Source organism: Halobellus sp. LT62 (genome assembly GCF_037031285.1).
Lineage (GTDB): Archaea > Halobacteriota > Halobacteria > Halobacteriales > Haloferacaceae > Haloquadratum > Haloquadratum salinisoli.
The window spans coordinates 1,347,797-1,363,931 of record NZ_JAYEZO010000001.1; the positions used below are offsets into that span (position 1 = coordinate 1,347,797).

A 16,135-nucleotide genomic window follows, 5' to 3' on the forward strand; every position below is an offset into this window, starting at 1 on the left:
AGACTCGATTCCCGGTCTGGTCCCGATCCGCGGTCGCGTCCCGGTTACGTCTCTTCTCCGCGCCGTTCCCAGTCGCCCGTCGAGTCGTCGGCCTCGTCGCCATCGCTCGCTCCCGGCTCGTCCTCGGAGCCGATTCCGGCGCGACCGGCGCGGTAGGCGTCGACGGCGTCTTCGAGCCGCGTTTCGAGCCCCTCGCGCAACTCGTCGGCCCGGGCGCCCGACACGTCCACTGCGGCCGCGTCTTGCCCCCCGAGCGAGAGCGACCCCGCGGTGTCGATGGTAACGGTCGCGAGGCCCAGCCGGCGTTGGAAGACGTTGCGGGAATCGATGACCGTCTGGATCCGGTAGTAGGGGACGATCTTCGTCTCGCGTCTGAGCACGCCGTTTCGGGTGACGACGTGGTGCTCGCCCAGCCAGTGCCCGCGGTTGCGCCACGTCGCGTGCGCGAACAGTACCGCCAGCGGCGCGAGCAGCAGGGGAAGCCACGGCGGGAACGGGAGCGGAAACAGCGTCTCCGCACCGTAGGTGATCCCGGTGAGCACGCCGACCACGAGTAGATAGCGGACTAGGTACCGCCGCCGAGCCAATCGCGGGGGCCGCTCGAAATCGACCTCGCCGACCGGTTCGAGTTCCTCGACGAGTTCGAGCACGTGATCTCGCTTTGCCAGCGGGATCGCCGCCTCAGAGCCGCGGGACCCGCCCGAACTGCCGGGCGCGTAGCCCGCCGTCTCGATGTACAGCGTCGCGTAGCCGAAGTGCCGCTTCAGCGGGTTGTCCGCGATCGTCAGCGTCTGGATCTTGTCGAAGGGGATCGAGCCGTCGTAGCGCTGGAGCAGGCCGCGTTCGTACTGTAGCTCGTCGCCCGAGCGAACCAGCCGGAAGTCGTAGTACTCGATGATCGCCGCGGCGGCCCCGACGAGCCACGAGACGAGCGCGACGACGACGACGAGCACGCCCGCGGCGAGCGCGAGCGCGACGCCGGGGACCGCTTCGAGGTACGTGGAGATGACCGTAGAACCGATCGTCGAGACGAGGAGAAAGAGGATCCCCGGAACGCGCAGATCGACCGACAGCGCGCCGAGGATCGCGAGTTCGCTCCGATCGAGCGCGAACAGCTCAGTCGATTCGGGCTCTGCGGTGACCGCCCGCGTCTCCTCCTCGCCGTCGGCCGTCGCTTCCTCGGCGGCGGCTTCCCGCTTCAACCGCGCGAGTTCGCGCTGGAGCCGCTTGGCTTCCTCGAAGGTGACGAATTTGAGTTGCGCCTCGGTCTCGCCGCCGCCGGCGGTCTCGAAGGAGACGAGCGCGATACCGAGCAGGCGCTGGACGACGTTCCGAGAGATGTCGACGTTCTGGATCCGCCGGAGCGGGATCTCGCGGTTCCGACGCGAGAGCACCCCCGAATCGATGTCGAGCGTTTCCGTCGCGAGTTCGTAGCTGAACCGCCTGACGTACGCGATCTCGTAGCCGACGAGTGCCGCCACGGCGAGCAGGCCGATACCGAGGACGATCAGCGGGCCCGCGGGACCGACGCCCGGGATCGTGACGCCGCCGCTGAGCACGAACGCGAGGAAGACGGCGATGCCGCCGCCGCGCTGGAACGCGCGGTACGGAATCGACAGCGGCGAGAGGCTTCGGGGCATCTCAGACGGCGTCCTCGCCCTCCGAGCGGATTGCCAGCCGCTTCAGCCGTTCACGCAGGTCGTCGGCGTCGTCCGGCGTGAGTCCGGGAACCGATACGTCGGCACCGCGCGACCCCGCCGTGTAGACGACGGTGCTCGCGAGACCGACGAACCGCTCGGTCGGCGAGCGGGACGTGTCGACGTGTTGAATCCGGACGAACGGAACGACCGTCCGGACCCTCGTGAACACGCCGCGTTCGAGATAGAGTGAATCCTCGCGGACCTCGTAGCGCCACACGCGATAGCGGAGGACGGCGAGCGTCACGCCGAGGCCGCCGAACGCGACGAAAATGACCGCGGGAGCCCACGCGGGGAGCCACGCCGGATCGATGACGCGGCCGACGCCGAAGGCGATCCCGGCGAGCACTGCAGCCGTGATCAGAGAGCGGACGATCCACAGCAGCCGGATGCGGGGATTGAGTCGGTTCATTTCCGGTTCAGTAGAGCGTCAGTCCCGAAGCGAGCAGTCCGGCGTCGACGAGGAGGAGCACGCCGACGACGGCCGCCGCGCGGAAGACGGTCGCCGACTCCGCGACGGGCGTCCGAACGCGCTTCTCCTGTAAGCCGTCGACGAGTCGACTCCGGCCGATCTCGACGAGCGCGGTGAGCACGAGCCACAGCGCGAGCATCGCGAGGACGAGGTGGCCACGTCCGGATCCGGTGAGCGTCTCGACGGTGTAGCGCGTCCCGGCGAGGTGGCCGCCGGTGAGGAACATCACGACCGACGCGCCGCGGGAGAGGTAAACCAACCTGTCGGTGATTGTCTCCAGCGGGGCCGCATCGAGCGCGCCCTCGGCGGCGGCGGGGAGGATCGCACCGGCGACGAAGACGACGCTACCGACCCACAGCGCGCCCACGAGGACGTGCAGAGTCACCATCACAGTGTCGAGTACCATAGCCGTCGGCAGGGACCGACGGCGCTTGAAACCCGGCGGTTTCGAGCGGCCTCTCCGCTCGGTGTCGATCGAGAACCCTCACCGCCGGGTCGACCGCGACCGGGGAACCGTCATCGCCACGTCGACGTCAATCGAGAACCGTCATCGCCGCCTCGACGAGTCGGTCACACGTCTCGCGGTCCGTCGCCGCCACGTAGAGGCCGTCGATCCCCTTCGCGTCGGTATCGCTCGTGCGCTCTTCGAGGCCCGTTCCGCCCTCCTCGACGTCGAAGACTCTGTGGACGACGCCGCTCTCCTCGGCGAGCAGCGCGCCCGCGTACTGCTCGTAGACGTCGGGTCGGTAGGCGACGAGCCCCTCGATCGATCCGCGCGCGAGCAGCCCCCAGTCGACGCAGGGCGACCACGTGTTGATGACGCGCTTACAGCGATCCTCGAGAGCATCTTCTAACCCTTCGGCTTGCTCTCGATACGCCTCGTCGCGGAGCGCCGGGAGGCCGACGACGAACGAGACGGTTCCGTGCGGGAGCGATCGGCCGTTCTCGGCGACGAGCGGGTCGCCGTCGATCGTCGCTCCGCCGCCCCGCCGCGCGAGATACAGCGAGTCTGGGAGGGGTTCGTAGACCGCCGACACGAGCGGGTCGCCGTCGTCGAGGACGCACGCCGCCGCCGCGAAAAGCGGGATGTCGGCGGCGAAGTTGTTCGTCCCGTCGAGCGGGTCGACGACCCACTCGTAGCGATGTTCGCCGTCGCGACCGTATTCCTCGCTGTGAACCGCGTGCTCGGGGAAGGCCTCTCGAATTACCCCCAGCGCGCGCTCCTCGGCGGCTCGGTCCGCGGCCGTCTTCACGTCATCGATGCCGTACTCCGCCTCGACCGCGTCGCCGCGGAACGCATCCGCGAGGTAGTCGCCGCTGGCCCGGACGGCTCGGGCGGCCACAGCCTCCAAGAGCGGGCGGTCCACCGATCGATCGCTCATACCCGCGAGAGTACCCAGCGCGACAAGAGGAGTTCGGTTCCCGGGGTCGGTCCATTCGGCCGACGGCGAGAAAGGACGCCACAGACGTTTTTTCTTCGCGGGTCAGATATCGTGTATGGAGTTTACTGTCGTCCACGGAGACATCGCACGGCAGTCGGCGGACGCGCTCGTCAACGCCGCCGGGACGAGCCTCCAGATGGGCTCGGGGGTCGCGGGCGCGCTCAGACGAGCGGGCGGCGAGGCGGTGAACCGCGAGGCCGTCTCGAAGGGTCCGGTCGATCTCGGCGGCGTCGCCGTCACCGACGCCTACGACCTCGACGCCGAGTACGTGATCCACGCCGCGGCGATGCCGCATTACGGGGACGGAAAGGCGACCGTCGAGAGCGTCCGCGAGGCCACCCGAAACACGCTGCGACGCGCCGACGAACTCGGCTGTGAGTCGCTCGTAATCCCGGCGCTCGGCTGCGGTGTCGCGGGGTTCGATCTCGAAGCGGGTGCGCGAATCATTCTGCGCGAGATCGACACCTTCGACCCCGGTTCGCTCGAAGACGTCCGATTCATCGCGTACGGAGACGGCGAGTACGAAACCGTCTCGCGAGTCGCCGCCGAAATCCGCCAACGAGAGACGTGAGTTCCGTTGTCGCCCGCTATCGGCGTCTCTGAGACGAATCGAGCGGATTGACAATCGTCGTCTGACTCCCGCCGCCGAGGATGCTGCGAGAACGTCCTCGGCGGGCCCGACGACGGTTTGTATAGCGTATAGAAGTATATGGCTACTGAACTATCGTCGTGAACCGTTAGAAGAACCAAACCACCGACGGAACGCGGAGCCACTCTGCCTTTCTGCGATTGAATTCCAAAAATCAATGACTCAGTGATTCACAGATTCACTGATTGTCGTCTTGCATCGCGATTTCGCGAATTTTCGCTTTCGTTTCCTCTCGGTGCTCATCGAACGCGACCTCGAAAATCGCGCGGTAGAAGTGCTTGTTCTTCTCCAGCGTCACGTTTTCGCGCTTCAACTGCTTTTTCAGGCGCGTGAAAGCGATCTCGATGTCTTCGCTCTGTTCGGGCTCGACGTATATCGTCGCCGGATCCCAATCTTCGCGGATGTTCAGCGGTTCGTCCTCCGGCTCTCGGTCCGGATCCGACGCGTCGCCGTCGGTCGCGGGCGCGTCTTCCGGCCCATTCGATTGCGTAGACGTCTCGCCTGCGTCGGCGTTTTGCTCTTCGGACTCTCGCGCTGTCGTTCGATTCGCGGCTGATTCCGCTTCGTCGACTTCATCAGCGGGATCCTCGAACCGCTCGTCCATTCCTCGGGGCATCAGACCTTCGCCTCCGTTCTGCCGAAGGCGCGTTCCATCGTCGCGGCGATTTCGACGAAGAGGTCGCGCTCTACGTCCTGATCGTTCGCGTCTTCCCACTCGAAGATGTCGCGCCCGTTGTCCCACGCGCGCTGTATCGCGACCCGCATCGGGAGCTTGAAAATCGGTGCCATCGAGGCGAACGACTCGGTGAACACGGTCTCGAACTTCCGCGATTGGCCGTCGTCGCGGTACATATTCGCGAGCAGTCCCACGATCGCGATCTCGATTCCTTGGTTCTCCTCTATCGATTCGAGCTGATCCCACAGATCGTCTAACGCGTCTCGCGACGTCGCTTGGGTTTGTGCCGCCAAGAACGCGTTCTGCGCCGCGATGAACGCCGCGTCGGTCAGGACCGACAGATCGGGAGGGCAATCGATCAGGACGAAATCGTACTCGTAGCCGTCCTCGACCAAGTCTTCGAGCGCGGATTTCAGCGAGAGGCGAGCGTTCGCGTCGTCCATCCAGTCCCGAGCGAGACCCATATCTTTGTGGCTCGGGACCAGATCGAAGTTCAGGTGCTCGTACTCGTCGGCTTCGACGACGATCTCCGAGAGCCTCGTATCGTGCGTGCGCGGGTTGTCGACGAGCACATCGAGTAGGTTCGCCTCGTCGGTGACGAGGACGTTCGGCAGCTCGTTTTTCGGATTCGACGAATCGGTGTCGTCGCCCGGTCCCAGTCCGAGCCCCTTCGTCATATCCGCCTGCGGGTCCATATCGATCGCGAGGACGTCGTGGCCCCGGGTGGCCAAGGCCGCCGCACTGTTGATCGTCCCGGTCGTCTTCCCAGTCCCCCCCTTCTGGTTGCCGAAAGCGACAGTCGGGATTCCGGTCGACGGCGTGACGCCCCATCCGACAGGTAGTTCCGTCATCGATCGATCATTGAGTCAGTGATTCATAAATCCATAGTGAACTTTCGGTGAGAGATCCGATCACTAATTCGGTTACTCGTACGTTTTTGGCGCTGTCGGTGGTATATACCGTCAATTAGCCGTGGTAGATGTCATCGAGTTCCGTCCGATGGTCTCTTTGAATCCAAAAATCATTGAATCATTGAAATTCGTATCGGGCTTAAGCGGGCGTTTTAGACGAGTTATGACTCATTGAGTCAGTATATCAATGAGTCATAGAGGCTTTGAATCACGGACTCAGTGGATCAGTGAGTTATTGATTCTTTGAATCACTGATGAATTGATTCAAAGAATCTCTGAATACTTGAGTCCAGATCTCTCTGACTACTTGATCGTCGAGCAGTTTGCAGACGTTCACGTGTCTTCACACGGCGGCATACGATCGGGCGGGGACTCATCGGAGTTTCGTACCTATCTCTCGATTCTCGCGATACCGTCCGACGAGAGTTCGATGGAGAGCGGACGGACAGTAGTCCCTACCAGTTGCAGGCGCTGTATACGCCGATATCTCACGGAATCAATGAATCAGTGATTCAAAGAGCAGTTACTCGTGGTAGACAGGTGAAAAATCAGCTGGGGCGTCACGTCGGTTTCGGGACCGAAGTCCGTTTGAGGTCGGGTTCGCAGGTCTGTGTAGTGAAGAGAGAATATGTCGCGAGGCGACAGTCGGTCTTGTGTATGGAGCCAAAGCATCAGCTGGGGTGTCGATGCTATCGCTATCGTGATGCAGTGGTGTTTTCGTTCGATTTGTCGAAAAGCAGGAGAGATGGAGTTATGGATTTCCGTTGAAGCGTGTTCTGCCTCACCAATAAATCAAATGCCGCGATATAGATATTGTCGGTGGGAGTAGAGACTACAGGGGTACACCGCGCGGTAATACGTGGTTTCGGACGAATCCGCTCTCGGTGGGTATGACCGATAGTAGCGTGTGCAACCCATTGCTCATCCGATCGCACGCTGTCGTGCGATCGGGTGAGTGAAGACTTGCACACGCTACTGTAACGGGGTCGGTGCCCCGGCGACACGTCCGCTACCCTCGGTAATGCGATGGCAGTCTAGCCGTATACAGTGAGGGCTACTCAGGCTTCGCCTTCTCTCGGGTCGTTCTCAACTAGTAGCCCGGTAGCCATCAGCCGTCGAACAATCGCGACGAGGCCGTTGTCGAATCCTCGCCCGAACACGCCCTGTTCGTGTTCTCGCCCGTCGTAACGGCCCTCGGTGAACGAGCTCACCAGAATCGCCTCTCGGTCAGTCAGTAACAACCGGCTGATCTCGGTGTCATCTCCCGGGAGTGGCGAGCGACTCACCCAGTCCAGCTCGGATACGAACACTTCTACATCCGGAAGCGCGTCTTGAATCGCGATCCGGAGTTCCTCATCAACCGTCCCGACCACAACGTTGACGCCCCGTCCTTTAGCCGCCCGCAGCTGCTCGGCCAACTGGTCGGTGAATATACTCTCGTGCCCGATAACGAGGATCGCCTCGTCGGTCGCCCCCTCGATCAACTGCTGGGTCCGACTCGTGATACCCTGATCACCCGAAATTGCCCACACCTCGTGAGTGGCTTCGGTGACGGTTTCATCATCAGTCGGTTCGAGCCCGCTCAGTGCGTCTCGGAGTGATTCCGCGCGCTCTACATACTCGGTCTGGAGTGTGTTGACAGCCTCGTCGATGGAGACAGCACGAAACACCTGCGGGCTCGAATGCTGGGTCTCGACGAGGCCTTTCGATTCCAACACTCGAATCGCGTCATAGACGCGCGTCCGGGGCACCTCAGATGTCTCGCTGATATCTTTCGCTGTTCCACTCTGGCGGCGTGCGAGTGCCACGAACGACTTGGCCTCGTACTCTTTGAGCCCGAGTTCTTGGAGCAGTTCGATCGCTTGATCTTGATTTGAAGTATCGTCCATTGGTCCCAACCTCGGCTGCTAGAATCTCTTTGCCTCCTAGATGTTTAGTACGTCGCACCGAGATTCAACTGTGTCACTCGCACAGTTACACAATTAAGGAGGGATGAGGTTTTTTGAGCCCAGTGGGGCCGCATCACACAGGCATTCACCCACTTAATCACAATACTTCTTTGTACGGGTAGCACGGAGAGTACTGTGGCGTGTAACCACAGAACTGGTCCCAACCTCTCTGTCGCTACACGTCAGAAGCCACCACAACCGGTGGTTTTCACGAAACTGGTGCCGACATACTGTCCGGCGACTCATCGGACCAAGCACGGTCGACGGCCGTCAAGCATCCCAAAGCACTCGGGCTCAGTACCTACGCCGTACGGACGTTCGTCGCTCTCGTCAGCCTCGGGAAAAGGACTGCTCAAGACGTGGGTGAAGTTGCCGACGTGCCTCGAACACGTGTTCACCAGGATGGTCACAACAACGCTATACAGACACGGGACGAATGGCTACAGAAGGAACTCTCCGGTGGAATTCTGTTTCCCGCCGGTTCTCTATCGACGCAATCGGTGATACATAATGTGCCATAACACGAATGATGCGGGTGATTCGGACACCCCCGACCGGACCACAGACGAAGAGACGCACCCAACCACAGTTCGTCACGAGTGGATGCAGTCGGAGCACCCTAGCGCAACTCTCGTCGAAGCAGTTGCTGCCGCTACTGGTCAAGCGATGACTGACCTCCCACCACTCCACCGGAGCATCGACCCTGATGCGCTCGATGCATTGCTCACCCGGGGACAGTCGTCGTCGGTAACAGTCTCGTTCAGGTACGCCGACACCGACGTCTCGATGAACGAGAACGGCAGCATCGAAATCCAAGTCGATGGAACGTTCCGCGAGGGAGACGACGAGTAGTGTCTATGTGGCACTGAACCACACGGTACCGAATGATCGCGATCTGACTGTTTCCACACCCTCTGTGTGAAATCGATGGAGGTAGTCTGTGATTAGGAAAACGTCGTTGACGTCTCTTTTCGGTGGGCGTCAATCACTTCGAGCAGAGAGAGCACGCCTTGGAACTCTCGGCCGCGATGGACAGTGCCCTGACTGGCGTCGTAATCAACCACGTTCGCGTCCTGTAACATCGGCAGGTGAACGTGGTGAAGCTCGATACCTCGATGTTCGAAGGATCCGTTTCCGTCTGGGTGAATCGAGTTCGCCGCTCCTAGCTGTTTCACAAGCTGGTCGATAGTCGCCCCGTCGGGTGTGTCAGCTATCCGGCGAAGGATCTGCCGTCGCTGCTGATTGGTCAGCAACTCTAGTGCTGTCTCGGTCGATATCTGCTGTTGTAAGTCGCTCATAGATGGTCTCACTATGTCCAGTTGGGACATCGGCTCGCGTGAACACGGATTAAATACTTCGCAGACCTAGCCGAAAACCCGTGTCGTTAACCCGAATCCTCAAACTATGGCGGAGGATTAAAACACAGATGGTCGATTCGAGAGCCAATTAATCTCAAAAACCGTCTCATTGAGGCGGTCAGTGTCCTGTTAGCGATCTACCGAGAGAGTATCGACAGTACCCGCTACGTATGACTGCAGTTTCAGTTGGATTCATCCTGCGCGAATCCCGGGAGATTAATACGGCCCCTTATCCAGCATCCCATAATGGCGCGCGAGTCGTCCGCGAGAGAGTCAGCGGACCTGCGGACCGTCCTCGACGCACTCGACGACGCAGACGCGAGAGCCATCATCAGAGCGCTCGAAGAGCCGCAAACGGCGAGCGAACTCTCAGAGCGCACTGACATACCGCTCTCGACGACGTATCGGAAACTGGATCTCCTGACCGAGGCGGAACTCCTCGAAGAGGGAACGGAGATCAGGTCGGACGGACACCACACGACGACGTACGCCGTCGCCTTCGAGGAGGTTCGCATCGCGATCACGGAGTCTCGCGAACTCGACGTACAGATCGCCCACGTCGACAAGGGGCCCGAAGAGCGACTCGCAGACATCTGGACCGCCGTACGGGAGGAAACATAATGCCACACGATACCGCAACGACCAGCATCGCAACGGGAATCATCGTGGTGAAGACCGGGATTCTCATCCTCGGAGGGCTCATCACGTACTTCTCTTGGAAGGCCTACCGGAAGACCGGCACGGGAGCGCTCCGCGCGCTCGCACTCGGATTCGGCATCATCACGCTCGGCGCGCTTCTCGGAGGGACGCTGGATTTCATCCTCGGCGTCGACCTCGCGACCGGCATCCTCATCGACGCGATCTTGACGTTCGTCGGCTTCGCGGTCATCACGTACTCGTTGTACGCCGACTGACGTCAAGGGGACTGTATACGACATCGTCCTCGTCGACTTCTACGCGGACTGGTGCCGTCCGTGCCAGATGCTCGAACCGACCGTCGAATCGCTGGCGGAATCGACGGTCGCGGCGGTCGTGAAGGTCGACATCGACAGCAACCAACAGCTCGCCCAGCAGTACCAGGTCCGCGGCGTGCCGACCCTCCTGCTCTTCAGCGACAGTGAAGTCTCGGGAGCGTTCTTTTTACCAACGAGCCCGAAACGGACGGTATGAACCGTTCCGAGGACGACGTCGACGTGGCGGAGGCCGTCCACCGAACCGCCGAGGACATCGGATCGATGGAGATCCGAGGTGCGGCGACCATCGCCGCCGCCGCGGCGAAGGCTCTCGGCGAGCAGGCGGCCGCGAGCGAGGCGGAGTCCCCCGAAGAGTTCCGGGCCGAGCTCCGGGCGGCCGCGCGCGTGCTCTACGACACCCGGCCGACGGCGGTGAGTCTCCCGAACGCGCTCCGGTACGTCTTTCGCGACGTCGAGGGCGAAACCGTCGAACGCCTGCGCGCGAGCGTCCGCGCCAGCGTCTCGGAGTTCTGTCGACGACTCGATACCGCGCAGAAAGATCTCGGGCGAGTGGGGGCGAACAGACTCCGCGACGGCGACACGCTCTTGACGCACTGTCACTCGACGGACGTGCTCGCCTGCGTCGAGACCGCCGTCGAGCAGGGGAAGTCGCTGTCGGCGTACGTCAAGGAGACGCGGCCGCGGAATCAGGGCCACATCACTGCGGAGGCGCTGACGGAGTTGGGCGTCGACGTGACGCTCATCGTCGATTCCGCGGCGCGCCGGTACCTCAACGAGGTCGATCACGTCCTCGTCGGTGCCGACAGCATCGCCGCCGACGGATCGGTGATCAACAAGATCGGCACGAGCGGGCTCGCGGTCAACGCCCGCGATCGGGGCACGCCGATCGTCTGCGCGGCCCAGACGATCAAACTCCACCCCGACACCCTGACGGGGCAGACCGTGGACATCGAGATGCGCGACGAGCGGGAGGTCATAAGCGAGTCAGAGGAGCGCGAGATCGGCGAGATCACCGTATTGAACCCCGCCTTCGACGTGACGCCGCCGCGCTACGTCGACGCCATCGTGACCGAGCGCGGGCAGTTCCCGCCGGAGAGCATCGTCACGCTGATGCGCGAACTGTTCGGCGAGAGCACGTCGGAGCCGTGGACTGAAACCTGACAGGTAGAGGGAGCAGGGCAGATATCGTCGCCGCCGATCAGCGCCCAGCACAGAAGAGTTTTATCGACGCGGCGGGGACCCCGGACCGATGGAGTCCCTCCCGCACTTCTCCCCGAAGCTCGTCGTCGGGGCCGGTTCCCTCCTGCTCACGCTCGTCGCGACGTGGGCGACGACGCGAACGTCGGGCTATCCCGACCACCGCTCTCTCCCGTCGTGGCCGAGACACCTCGCCGTGCGGCTCCGCCGCGAACTTCCCCGCGGCGACCCCCTGACGGGCGCGTGGGCCGCGCTCGCGGCGTGGTCCCTTCTCGTGTCGGGGTTGCACTTCGGCGGCGTCCACTACAACGTCTACACCGCGCTCCCGTGGTGGGACCTGATGACGCACGCGATGGGCGGGTTCGGCGTCGCGGTGCTGTTGGCACTGACCTTCCGCGAGTCGACGCTCCGATCGCCGACGTGGCTCGTCGCGGCCGTGCTCGCGATCGGCGCGGGCTTCGAGGTCTACGAGTTCGTCTTCAAGACCTTCTGGTACCACTGGTCCTTGGAGTTCTACGTCGAGGACACGGTGATCGACTTACTCGTCAACACGACCGGCGCGGCGCTGTTCGCGGCGGCGACGCTGCTCTACCGGAGTCGCGTCGACACGCGCTCGCTCGACGGCGAGCGCGGCGACGAATCGATCGGTACCGATTCCGACTGACCGACGGATTCCCCGTCCTCCGCGCGCCTCGTCCTTCACGCGCGCAGTTCCGACGTCCCGCTCACCGCGGCCGTCTCCGTTCGACGTCGTCCTCGCCCAGCGATTCGGCGAGTCGCTGTCGAACCGCCTCGAACACGGTCACCTCCGAGTCGAGCGTCCCCGCGAGCGCGTCGCCCGCGCCGAGGAGCCACGCCGCGCGCTCGACGTGCGATTCGACGTCGCCGGGGCCGACGCGGAACCGGTCGACGAGGTCCTCGATCGTCGCGCCCTCACCCCACTCGAAGACGAGACGCGCGAGTTTGACCGCGCAGAGCCACGCCTCGAAGTCCTCCGCCGCGTCGGGCGCGGTCGTGAACTCCGCGGCGTGCCGGGAGGCGTACCGGTAGATGTCGGCGCGTTCGCGGTTGCCGAGGTACGTCCCGCGCATATCCGGCGTCGCGCAGACGACCCCGAGGGCCGTGAGCGGCGTGACGGTCTCCTCGGTCATCGTCTCGATCGTTCTGATTCCCTCGATGAGCCGCGCGCCCGTCTCGGGGCGGACGTACTGCCGGGAAACGGTCTCGCCGAGAGCCGTCGCAGCGAGTGCGGTCGAGCCGTCCCGCGACACCCCTTCCGCCTCGTCGTCGCCGACCTCCAGCAACTCCATCGCGCCCAACTCGTCGACGACGCTCCCGAGCAGCCCCGAGAGGTCGACATCGGGCGACTGGTGGGCGAAGAACGTCGCGTCCAACAGGTCGAGCACGCCCGCCGTCGAGTCGGCGAAGCCGGAGGCGACGACAGAGAGGACGTGCGTGCGGAGCGCCTCCCGCTCGGTCAGTTGCGACTCGACCGCCTCGGGGCCGGCCTCGACGTACCGCTCCCACAGGTCGTCCGCCGTACGTTCCTCGCCGATCAGGACGGCCTCGCCGTAGGGGTCGAGGTGCGGACGGCCCGCGCGCCCGCACATCTGATGAACTTCCAGCACCGGCAGCGGCGACATCTCCTCGCCAGTGTACCGTTCGAGGTCTCTGATCACGACGCGGCGCGCGGGGACGTTGACGCCTGCTGCCAGCGTCGGCGTCGCACACAGCACGCCCAGTTCGCGCTCGCGGAACCCGCGCTCGACGAGCGCGCGGTGTTCGCTCACGAGGCCGGCGTGGTGGAACGCGACGCCCGACTCGACCGCCGCCGCCAGCCGACGTCCGGTCGAGGTGCCGTCGACGTCGCGTATCCCCGTCGCGAGATCCGCCGCGGCCGACTCGTCGACGGCCAAGTCCTCCGCGGCGAGCCGCGCTGCCAACGACTCCGCCTCGCTCCGCGAGCGAACGAACGCGAGGCACTGCCCGCCCGCGGCGATCGCGTCGGCGACGAGATCTGCCGTCGCCTCGGTGTCCCGATCGCCGTTCGCTCCGCCGGCTTCTGCCCCGTCGTCGGTCGCGCCGCTATCGACGTTCACGTCGAGCGCCGACCCGTCGTCGAACTCGACGTCGTCGCCGTCGTAGACGCCCGTCCGGAGGGTGACCGGCCGCCACGTCGACTCGACGAGTCCGGCGTCCAGCCACGACGCGATGTCCTCGGGGTTGTCGACGGTCGCCGAGAGCGCGACGATCTGTACGCCGGGCGCGCGCCGCTGCAGCGTCGCGAGCGTGACTTCGAGCGTCGGGCCGCGCCGCTCCTGTCCGAGTAGGTGGACCTCGTCGACGACGACGCAGGCGAGGTCTTCGACCCACGACGCGCCGTTCCTGATCGCGGAGTCGACCTTCTCCGCCGTGGCGACGACGACGTCCTCGTCACCGAGTTCCTCGGCGGGCGAGTCGAAATCGCCCGTCGAGATGCCGACGCTGACACCGGGCAGTTCCGCGAACGACTCGTACTTCTCGCGAGCGAGCGCGCGCAGGGGAACGGCGTACAGCGCGGGTCCGTCGGCCGTCAGCATCGCCAGTTCGGCGATCAGCGTCTTGCCCGACGCCGTCGGGATCGCGGCGACGACGTTCTCGCCCTCGGCGATCCCGGCGTCGACGGCCGCGGCCTGCGGCGGGTAAAGCTCCTCGATCCCCGAATCGCGGTAGTGCTCGCGGACGGCCGCGGAGACGGGGAGGTCGCTGACGTGCACACTCCGAGTGGCGGCGTCAACGTATAAAAACTCGCGGGCGACAGACCGGCTCGACGGTGCGTTCCGCAGACCACGCCATTTTATTACCCGCGAATAAAACTGTGTGGTGAGCGATGATATACGAGACGTTTCGGGGTGCGTATCGATGAACGTCGACAGGTTCCGCGGGTACGCCGGCGAGATGGGGCCCTCGTGGGTCGCGGGTGCCATCGCGGCCGGACCGGCGACGATGGCGACGCTGATCACCGCCGGGGCGGGCTACGGGTACGACCTGCTGTGGGTCGTGCTCCTGTCGGCCGCCGCCGGCACGCTCGCGCAGTATCTGGCGATGCGTCTCGGCCTGCTCACTGAGCGGGGCATCGTCGGCGTGGTCGAAGACCACCTCGGCGAGTGGTGGGCGTGGCTGCTCGTCGTCGACGTCGTCGTCGCCGCCGGCGTCGCACAGCTCGTGATAATGAACACGCTCGCGAGCGTCTCCGCGACGATGACCGGTCTCGACCCCCGCGTCTGGGGGCTCACGTGGGCGGTCGTGCTCGCGGTCGGCCTCGCCGGACGGGGTTACGGCGTCCTCGAGACCGCGGCGAAAGTTCTCGTCGCGGGCGTCGTGGTCGCCTTCGTCGCGTCGCTGTTCGTCGTCCCCGTCGATCCGGGGGCAGCGGCCGGGGGGCTCGTTCCGACGCTTCCCGGCGGGACCGCGCTGGTCGCCGCGGGCATCCTCGGCGGGGCAGTTCACGTCACCCTCATAACGATGCACTCCTACACTATGCGCGCGCGGGGGTGGGGCGACGAGGAGTACGGGCTCGCGACGTTCGACGTCGGCGCGTCGATGCTCGTCGCCTTCGGCGTCTACAGCGTCGCCATCTTTCTCGTCGCCGCGAGCGTGCTCACCGATCCGGACCTCAGCACCGTCGCCGCCGCGGAGGCGCTCGGGCCGCTCGCAGGCGACGGCGCGAAGTGGCTCTTCCTGCTCGGACTCGGCGGCGCTTCGGTCTCGACGCTCGGCGGCAACACCATCGTCCCGCCGTTCGTCGTCGCGGACAAACTCGGCTGGGAAACGTCGGTCGAGGACGCGCGCTATCGGGCGCTGCTCGCCGCGGTCTCGCTCCTGTCCGCGTTCGGGGCCGTAATCGGCGGGGAGGTCCTCGGCCAGCTCGTGCTCGTGCTCGCGCTTGGCACGGTCGGGACGCCGTTCGCCATCGCGCTCGTCGTCTACCTCCTCAACTCCTCGGCGGTGTCGCGGCCGACCGCGACGCCCACCAACGCGGCCGGCCTCGCGCTCCTATTGGTTTCGGGAACGCTCGCGGCCAACTTCGTCAGGGAACAGCTAGCCCGCGGCGTCACTCTCCTCTCGGGTGCCGTCCTCGCGTTCGCCGTCCTCTTGGCTCTCGCCGTCGTCGGGCTGTTCGCGAAGTACGTCCGCCGTCGGGTGGTCGGTGGATCGACGGTCCCGGAGTGGGCTGATTGAGATGGAGTCGCTGCCGATTCCGCTCTCCGGCCGCACGCTCGTCACCGGGCCCTCGAACGTCGGAAAGACCCGGCTGACCGCGCGCGCGCTGGACGCGTGGGTGACCGAACGGGGCACCGACGGCAGGCTGCTAGGGGGGAGACTCACGCGGTTCGTCGACGTCCCGGACGGCGTTCGCTACGAGGCCATCGAAGCGCAAGCTCCCCGAGCAGCCGGTGAGACGGAAGCGGAGACGCTGGCGTTCGCGGCCGAGAACGCACGTCGGTCCCGACGGATCGTCGAGTCGGCTCCCGAGCGCCCGCGGGCGGTCTTCGTCAACGATGCGACCATTCCCTTCCAGGCCGGCGACGCCGTCGAATTCGACGCCTCGACGCTGTTGGACTACTGCAAGGACGCCGCGGTCGTCGTCTGCAACGCCTTCGAGAGCGACGAACTCGGCGTCGACGGCCCCGTATCGCGGAACGAGCGAGCGGCGCTCGATGACCTGCGAGTGTGGGCGGATCGGGTCGTAACCCCGTAGTTTCGAGACGGGATATTCTTTGGTTGTATACGTCAGTTATATCACGGCGGATCCGAATCTTCCAGACAC

General features: G+C 64.5%; 18 protein-coding genes and 1 pseudogene. 10 read left to right on the top strand and 9 right to left on the bottom strand.

What is annotated here, in order from left to right; translation table 11 throughout:
• Positions 1-44: 44 nt before the first annotated feature.
• From U5919_RS06655 to U5919_RS06670, 4 genes are all read right to left on the bottom strand, one after another.
• Complete coding sequence (locus U5919_RS06655; RefSeq protein WP_336022982.1) at positions 45-1,640, bottom strand: PH domain-containing protein; 1,596 nt, start codon at positions 1,638-1,640, stop codon at positions 45-47.
• A gap of 1 nt (position 1,641) precedes the next feature.
• Positions 1,642-2,109, bottom strand: coding sequence for a PH domain-containing protein (locus tag U5919_RS06660; RefSeq protein WP_336022984.1), 468 nt, complete (start codon positions 2,107-2,109; stop codon positions 1,642-1,644).
• Between the two features lie 7 nt (positions 2,110-2,116).
• Entirely contained in the window at positions 2,117-2,575 is a 459-nt protein-coding gene (locus U5919_RS06665; protein ID WP_336022985.1) for a CopD family protein, read from the bottom strand.
• A gap of 127 nt (positions 2,576-2,702) precedes the next feature.
• Entirely contained in the window at positions 2,703-3,551 is an 849-nt protein-coding gene (locus U5919_RS06670; RefSeq protein ID WP_336022986.1) for an inositol monophosphatase family protein, read from the bottom strand.
• A 115-nt stretch (positions 3,552-3,666) separates the two neighbouring features.
• On the opposite strand from U5919_RS06670, the gene U5919_RS06675 reads away from it, so the two are divergent.
• On the top strand, positions 3,667-4,182 hold the full coding sequence (locus U5919_RS06675; RefSeq protein WP_336022987.1) for a macro domain-containing protein: 516 nt from the start codon (positions 3,667-3,669) through the stop codon (positions 4,180-4,182).
• A gap of 256 nt (positions 4,183-4,438) precedes the next feature.
• Here U5919_RS06675 and U5919_RS06680 read toward each other — a convergent pair whose 3' ends face one another.
• From U5919_RS06680 to U5919_RS06690, 3 genes are all read right to left on the bottom strand, one after another.
• Positions 4,439-4,876 carry a DUF8160 family protein gene (locus U5919_RS06680; RefSeq protein WP_336022988.1) on the bottom strand — a complete coding sequence of 146 codons (438 nt, stop codon included), beginning with the start codon at positions 4,874-4,876 and terminating at the stop codon, positions 4,439-4,441.
• Positions 4,876-5,787, bottom strand: coding sequence for a ParA family protein (locus tag U5919_RS06685; protein WP_336022989.1), 912 nt, complete (start codon positions 5,785-5,787; stop codon positions 4,876-4,878). Before U5919_RS06685 ends, U5919_RS06680 begins: the two co-directional genes overlap by 1 nt.
• Before the next feature lie 1,118 nt (positions 5,788-6,905).
• Positions 6,906-7,736: a TrmB family transcriptional regulator gene (locus U5919_RS06690; protein ID WP_336022991.1), complete on the bottom strand. Its 831-nt coding sequence runs from the start codon at positions 7,734-7,736 to the stop codon at positions 6,906-6,908.
• Positions 7,737-8,026: 290 nt separating this feature from the next.
• Here U5919_RS06690 and U5919_RS06695 point away from each other — a divergent pair, with 290 nt between their 5' ends.
• Complete coding sequence (locus U5919_RS06695) at positions 8,027-8,317, top strand: helix-turn-helix domain-containing protein (RefSeq protein ID WP_336023880.1); 291 nt, start codon at positions 8,027-8,029, stop codon at positions 8,315-8,317.
• A gap of 82 nt (positions 8,318-8,399) precedes the next feature.
• The gene (ddfA, locus tag U5919_RS06700) at positions 8,400-8,648 is read left to right on the top strand and encodes a DdfA family disk-determining factor (RefSeq protein ID WP_336022993.1); all 249 of its coding nucleotides are present in this window, start codon (positions 8,400-8,402) and stop codon (positions 8,646-8,648) included.
• A 92-nt stretch (positions 8,649-8,740) separates the two neighbouring features.
• Here the strand turns inward: ddfA and U5919_RS06705 are convergent, their stop codons facing one another.
• The gene (locus U5919_RS06705) at positions 8,741-9,094 is read right to left on the bottom strand and encodes a DUF7344 domain-containing protein (RefSeq protein ID WP_336022995.1); all 354 of its coding nucleotides are present in this window, start codon (positions 9,092-9,094) and stop codon (positions 8,741-8,743) included.
• Between the two features lie 306 nt (positions 9,095-9,400).
• On the opposite strand from U5919_RS06705, the gene U5919_RS06710 reads away from it, so the two are divergent.
• The 5 genes and pseudogenes from U5919_RS06710 (at position 9,401) to U5919_RS06730 (ending at position 11,989) form a co-directional block, all read left to right on the top strand.
• A complete protein-coding gene (locus tag U5919_RS06710; protein WP_336022996.1) occupies positions 9,401-9,775 on the top strand; it encodes a helix-turn-helix domain-containing protein in 375 nt (124 codons plus the stop codon).
• Entirely contained in the window at positions 9,775-10,068 is a 294-nt protein-coding gene (locus U5919_RS06715) for a DUF7521 family protein (RefSeq protein ID WP_336022997.1), read from the top strand. Before U5919_RS06710 ends, U5919_RS06715 begins: the two co-directional genes overlap by 1 nt.
• Positions 10,069-10,084: 16 nt before the next feature.
• Positions 10,085-10,276: pseudogene (locus tag U5919_RS06720) on the top strand (thioredoxin family protein); the annotation flags it as partial.
• Positions 10,277-10,320: 44 nt separating this feature from the next.
• Positions 10,321-11,289 carry a ribose 1,5-bisphosphate isomerase gene (locus tag U5919_RS06725; protein ID WP_336022999.1) on the top strand — a complete coding sequence of 323 codons (969 nt, stop codon included), beginning with the start codon at positions 10,321-10,323 and terminating at the stop codon, positions 11,287-11,289.
• 88 nt (positions 11,290-11,377) lie between these two features.
• Complete coding sequence (locus U5919_RS06730; RefSeq protein WP_336023001.1) at positions 11,378-11,989, top strand: DUF2238 domain-containing protein; 612 nt, start codon at positions 11,378-11,380, stop codon at positions 11,987-11,989.
• Positions 11,990-12,050: 61 nt separating this feature from the next.
• Here the strand turns inward: U5919_RS06730 and U5919_RS06735 are convergent, their stop codons facing one another.
• A complete protein-coding gene (locus U5919_RS06735) occupies positions 12,051-14,081 on the bottom strand; it encodes a DEAD/DEAH box helicase (RefSeq protein ID WP_336023003.1) in 2,031 nt (676 codons plus the stop codon).
• Between the two features lie 145 nt (positions 14,082-14,226).
• Between U5919_RS06735 and U5919_RS06740 the strand changes: the two genes are divergently transcribed.
• Both U5919_RS06740 and U5919_RS06745 read left to right on the top strand, forming a co-directional pair.
• Positions 14,227-15,546, top strand: a complete 1,320-nt coding sequence (locus tag U5919_RS06740; RefSeq protein WP_336023006.1) for an NRAMP family divalent metal transporter — start codon at positions 14,227-14,229, stop codon at positions 15,544-15,546.
• Position 15,547: 1 nt separating this feature from the next.
• Positions 15,548-16,066: a hypothetical protein gene (locus U5919_RS06745; protein WP_336023007.1), complete on the top strand. Its 519-nt coding sequence runs from the start codon at positions 15,548-15,550 to the stop codon at positions 16,064-16,066.
• The last annotated feature ends 69 nt before the right edge of the window (positions 16,067-16,135 follow it).

Coding starts and splice junctions, on each gene's coding strand:
- U5919_RS06710 (WP_336022996.1), top strand. CDS start 9,401: ATGGCGCGCGAGTCGTCCGCGAGAGAGTCAGCGGACCTGCGGACCGTC.
- ddfA (WP_336022993.1), top strand. CDS start 8,400: ATGCAGTCGGAGCACCCTAGCGCAACTCTCGTCGAAGCAGTTGCTGCC.
- U5919_RS06690 (WP_336022991.1), bottom strand. CDS start 7,736: ATGGACGATACTTCAAATCAAGATCAAGCGATCGAACTGCTCCAAGAA.
- U5919_RS06745 (WP_336023007.1), top strand. CDS start 15,548: ATGGAGTCGCTGCCGATTCCGCTCTCCGGCCGCACGCTCGTCACCGGG.
- U5919_RS06670 (WP_336022986.1), bottom strand. CDS start 3,551: ATGAGCGATCGATCGGTGGACCGCCCGCTCTTGGAGGCTGTGGCCGCC.
- U5919_RS06725 (WP_336022999.1), top strand. CDS start 10,321: ATGAACCGTTCCGAGGACGACGTCGACGTGGCGGAGGCCGTCCACCGA.
- U5919_RS06715 (WP_336022997.1), top strand. CDS start 9,775: ATGCCACACGATACCGCAACGACCAGCATCGCAACGGGAATCATCGTG.
- U5919_RS06655 (WP_336022982.1), bottom strand. CDS start 1,640: ATGCCCCGAAGCCTCTCGCCGCTGTCGATTCCGTACCGCGCGTTCCAG.
- U5919_RS06740 (WP_336023006.1), top strand. CDS start 14,227: ATGAACGTCGACAGGTTCCGCGGGTACGCCGGCGAGATGGGGCCCTCG.
- U5919_RS06675 (WP_336022987.1), top strand. CDS start 3,667: ATGGAGTTTACTGTCGTCCACGGAGACATCGCACGGCAGTCGGCGGAC.
- U5919_RS06660 (WP_336022984.1), bottom strand. CDS start 2,109: ATGAACCGACTCAATCCCCGCATCCGGCTGCTGTGGATCGTCCGCTCT.
- U5919_RS06665 (WP_336022985.1), bottom strand. CDS start 2,575: ATGGTACTCGACACTGTGATGGTGACTCTGCACGTCCTCGTGGGCGCG.
- U5919_RS06730 (WP_336023001.1), top strand. CDS start 11,378: ATGGAGTCCCTCCCGCACTTCTCCCCGAAGCTCGTCGTCGGGGCCGGT.
- U5919_RS06680 (WP_336022988.1), bottom strand. CDS start 4,876: ATGCCCCGAGGAATGGACGAGCGGTTCGAGGATCCCGCTGATGAAGTC.
- U5919_RS06705 (WP_336022995.1), bottom strand. CDS start 9,094: ATGAGCGACTTACAACAGCAGATATCGACCGAGACAGCACTAGAGTTG.
- U5919_RS06685 (WP_336022989.1), bottom strand. CDS start 5,787: ATGACGGAACTACCTGTCGGATGGGGCGTCACGCCGTCGACCGGAATC.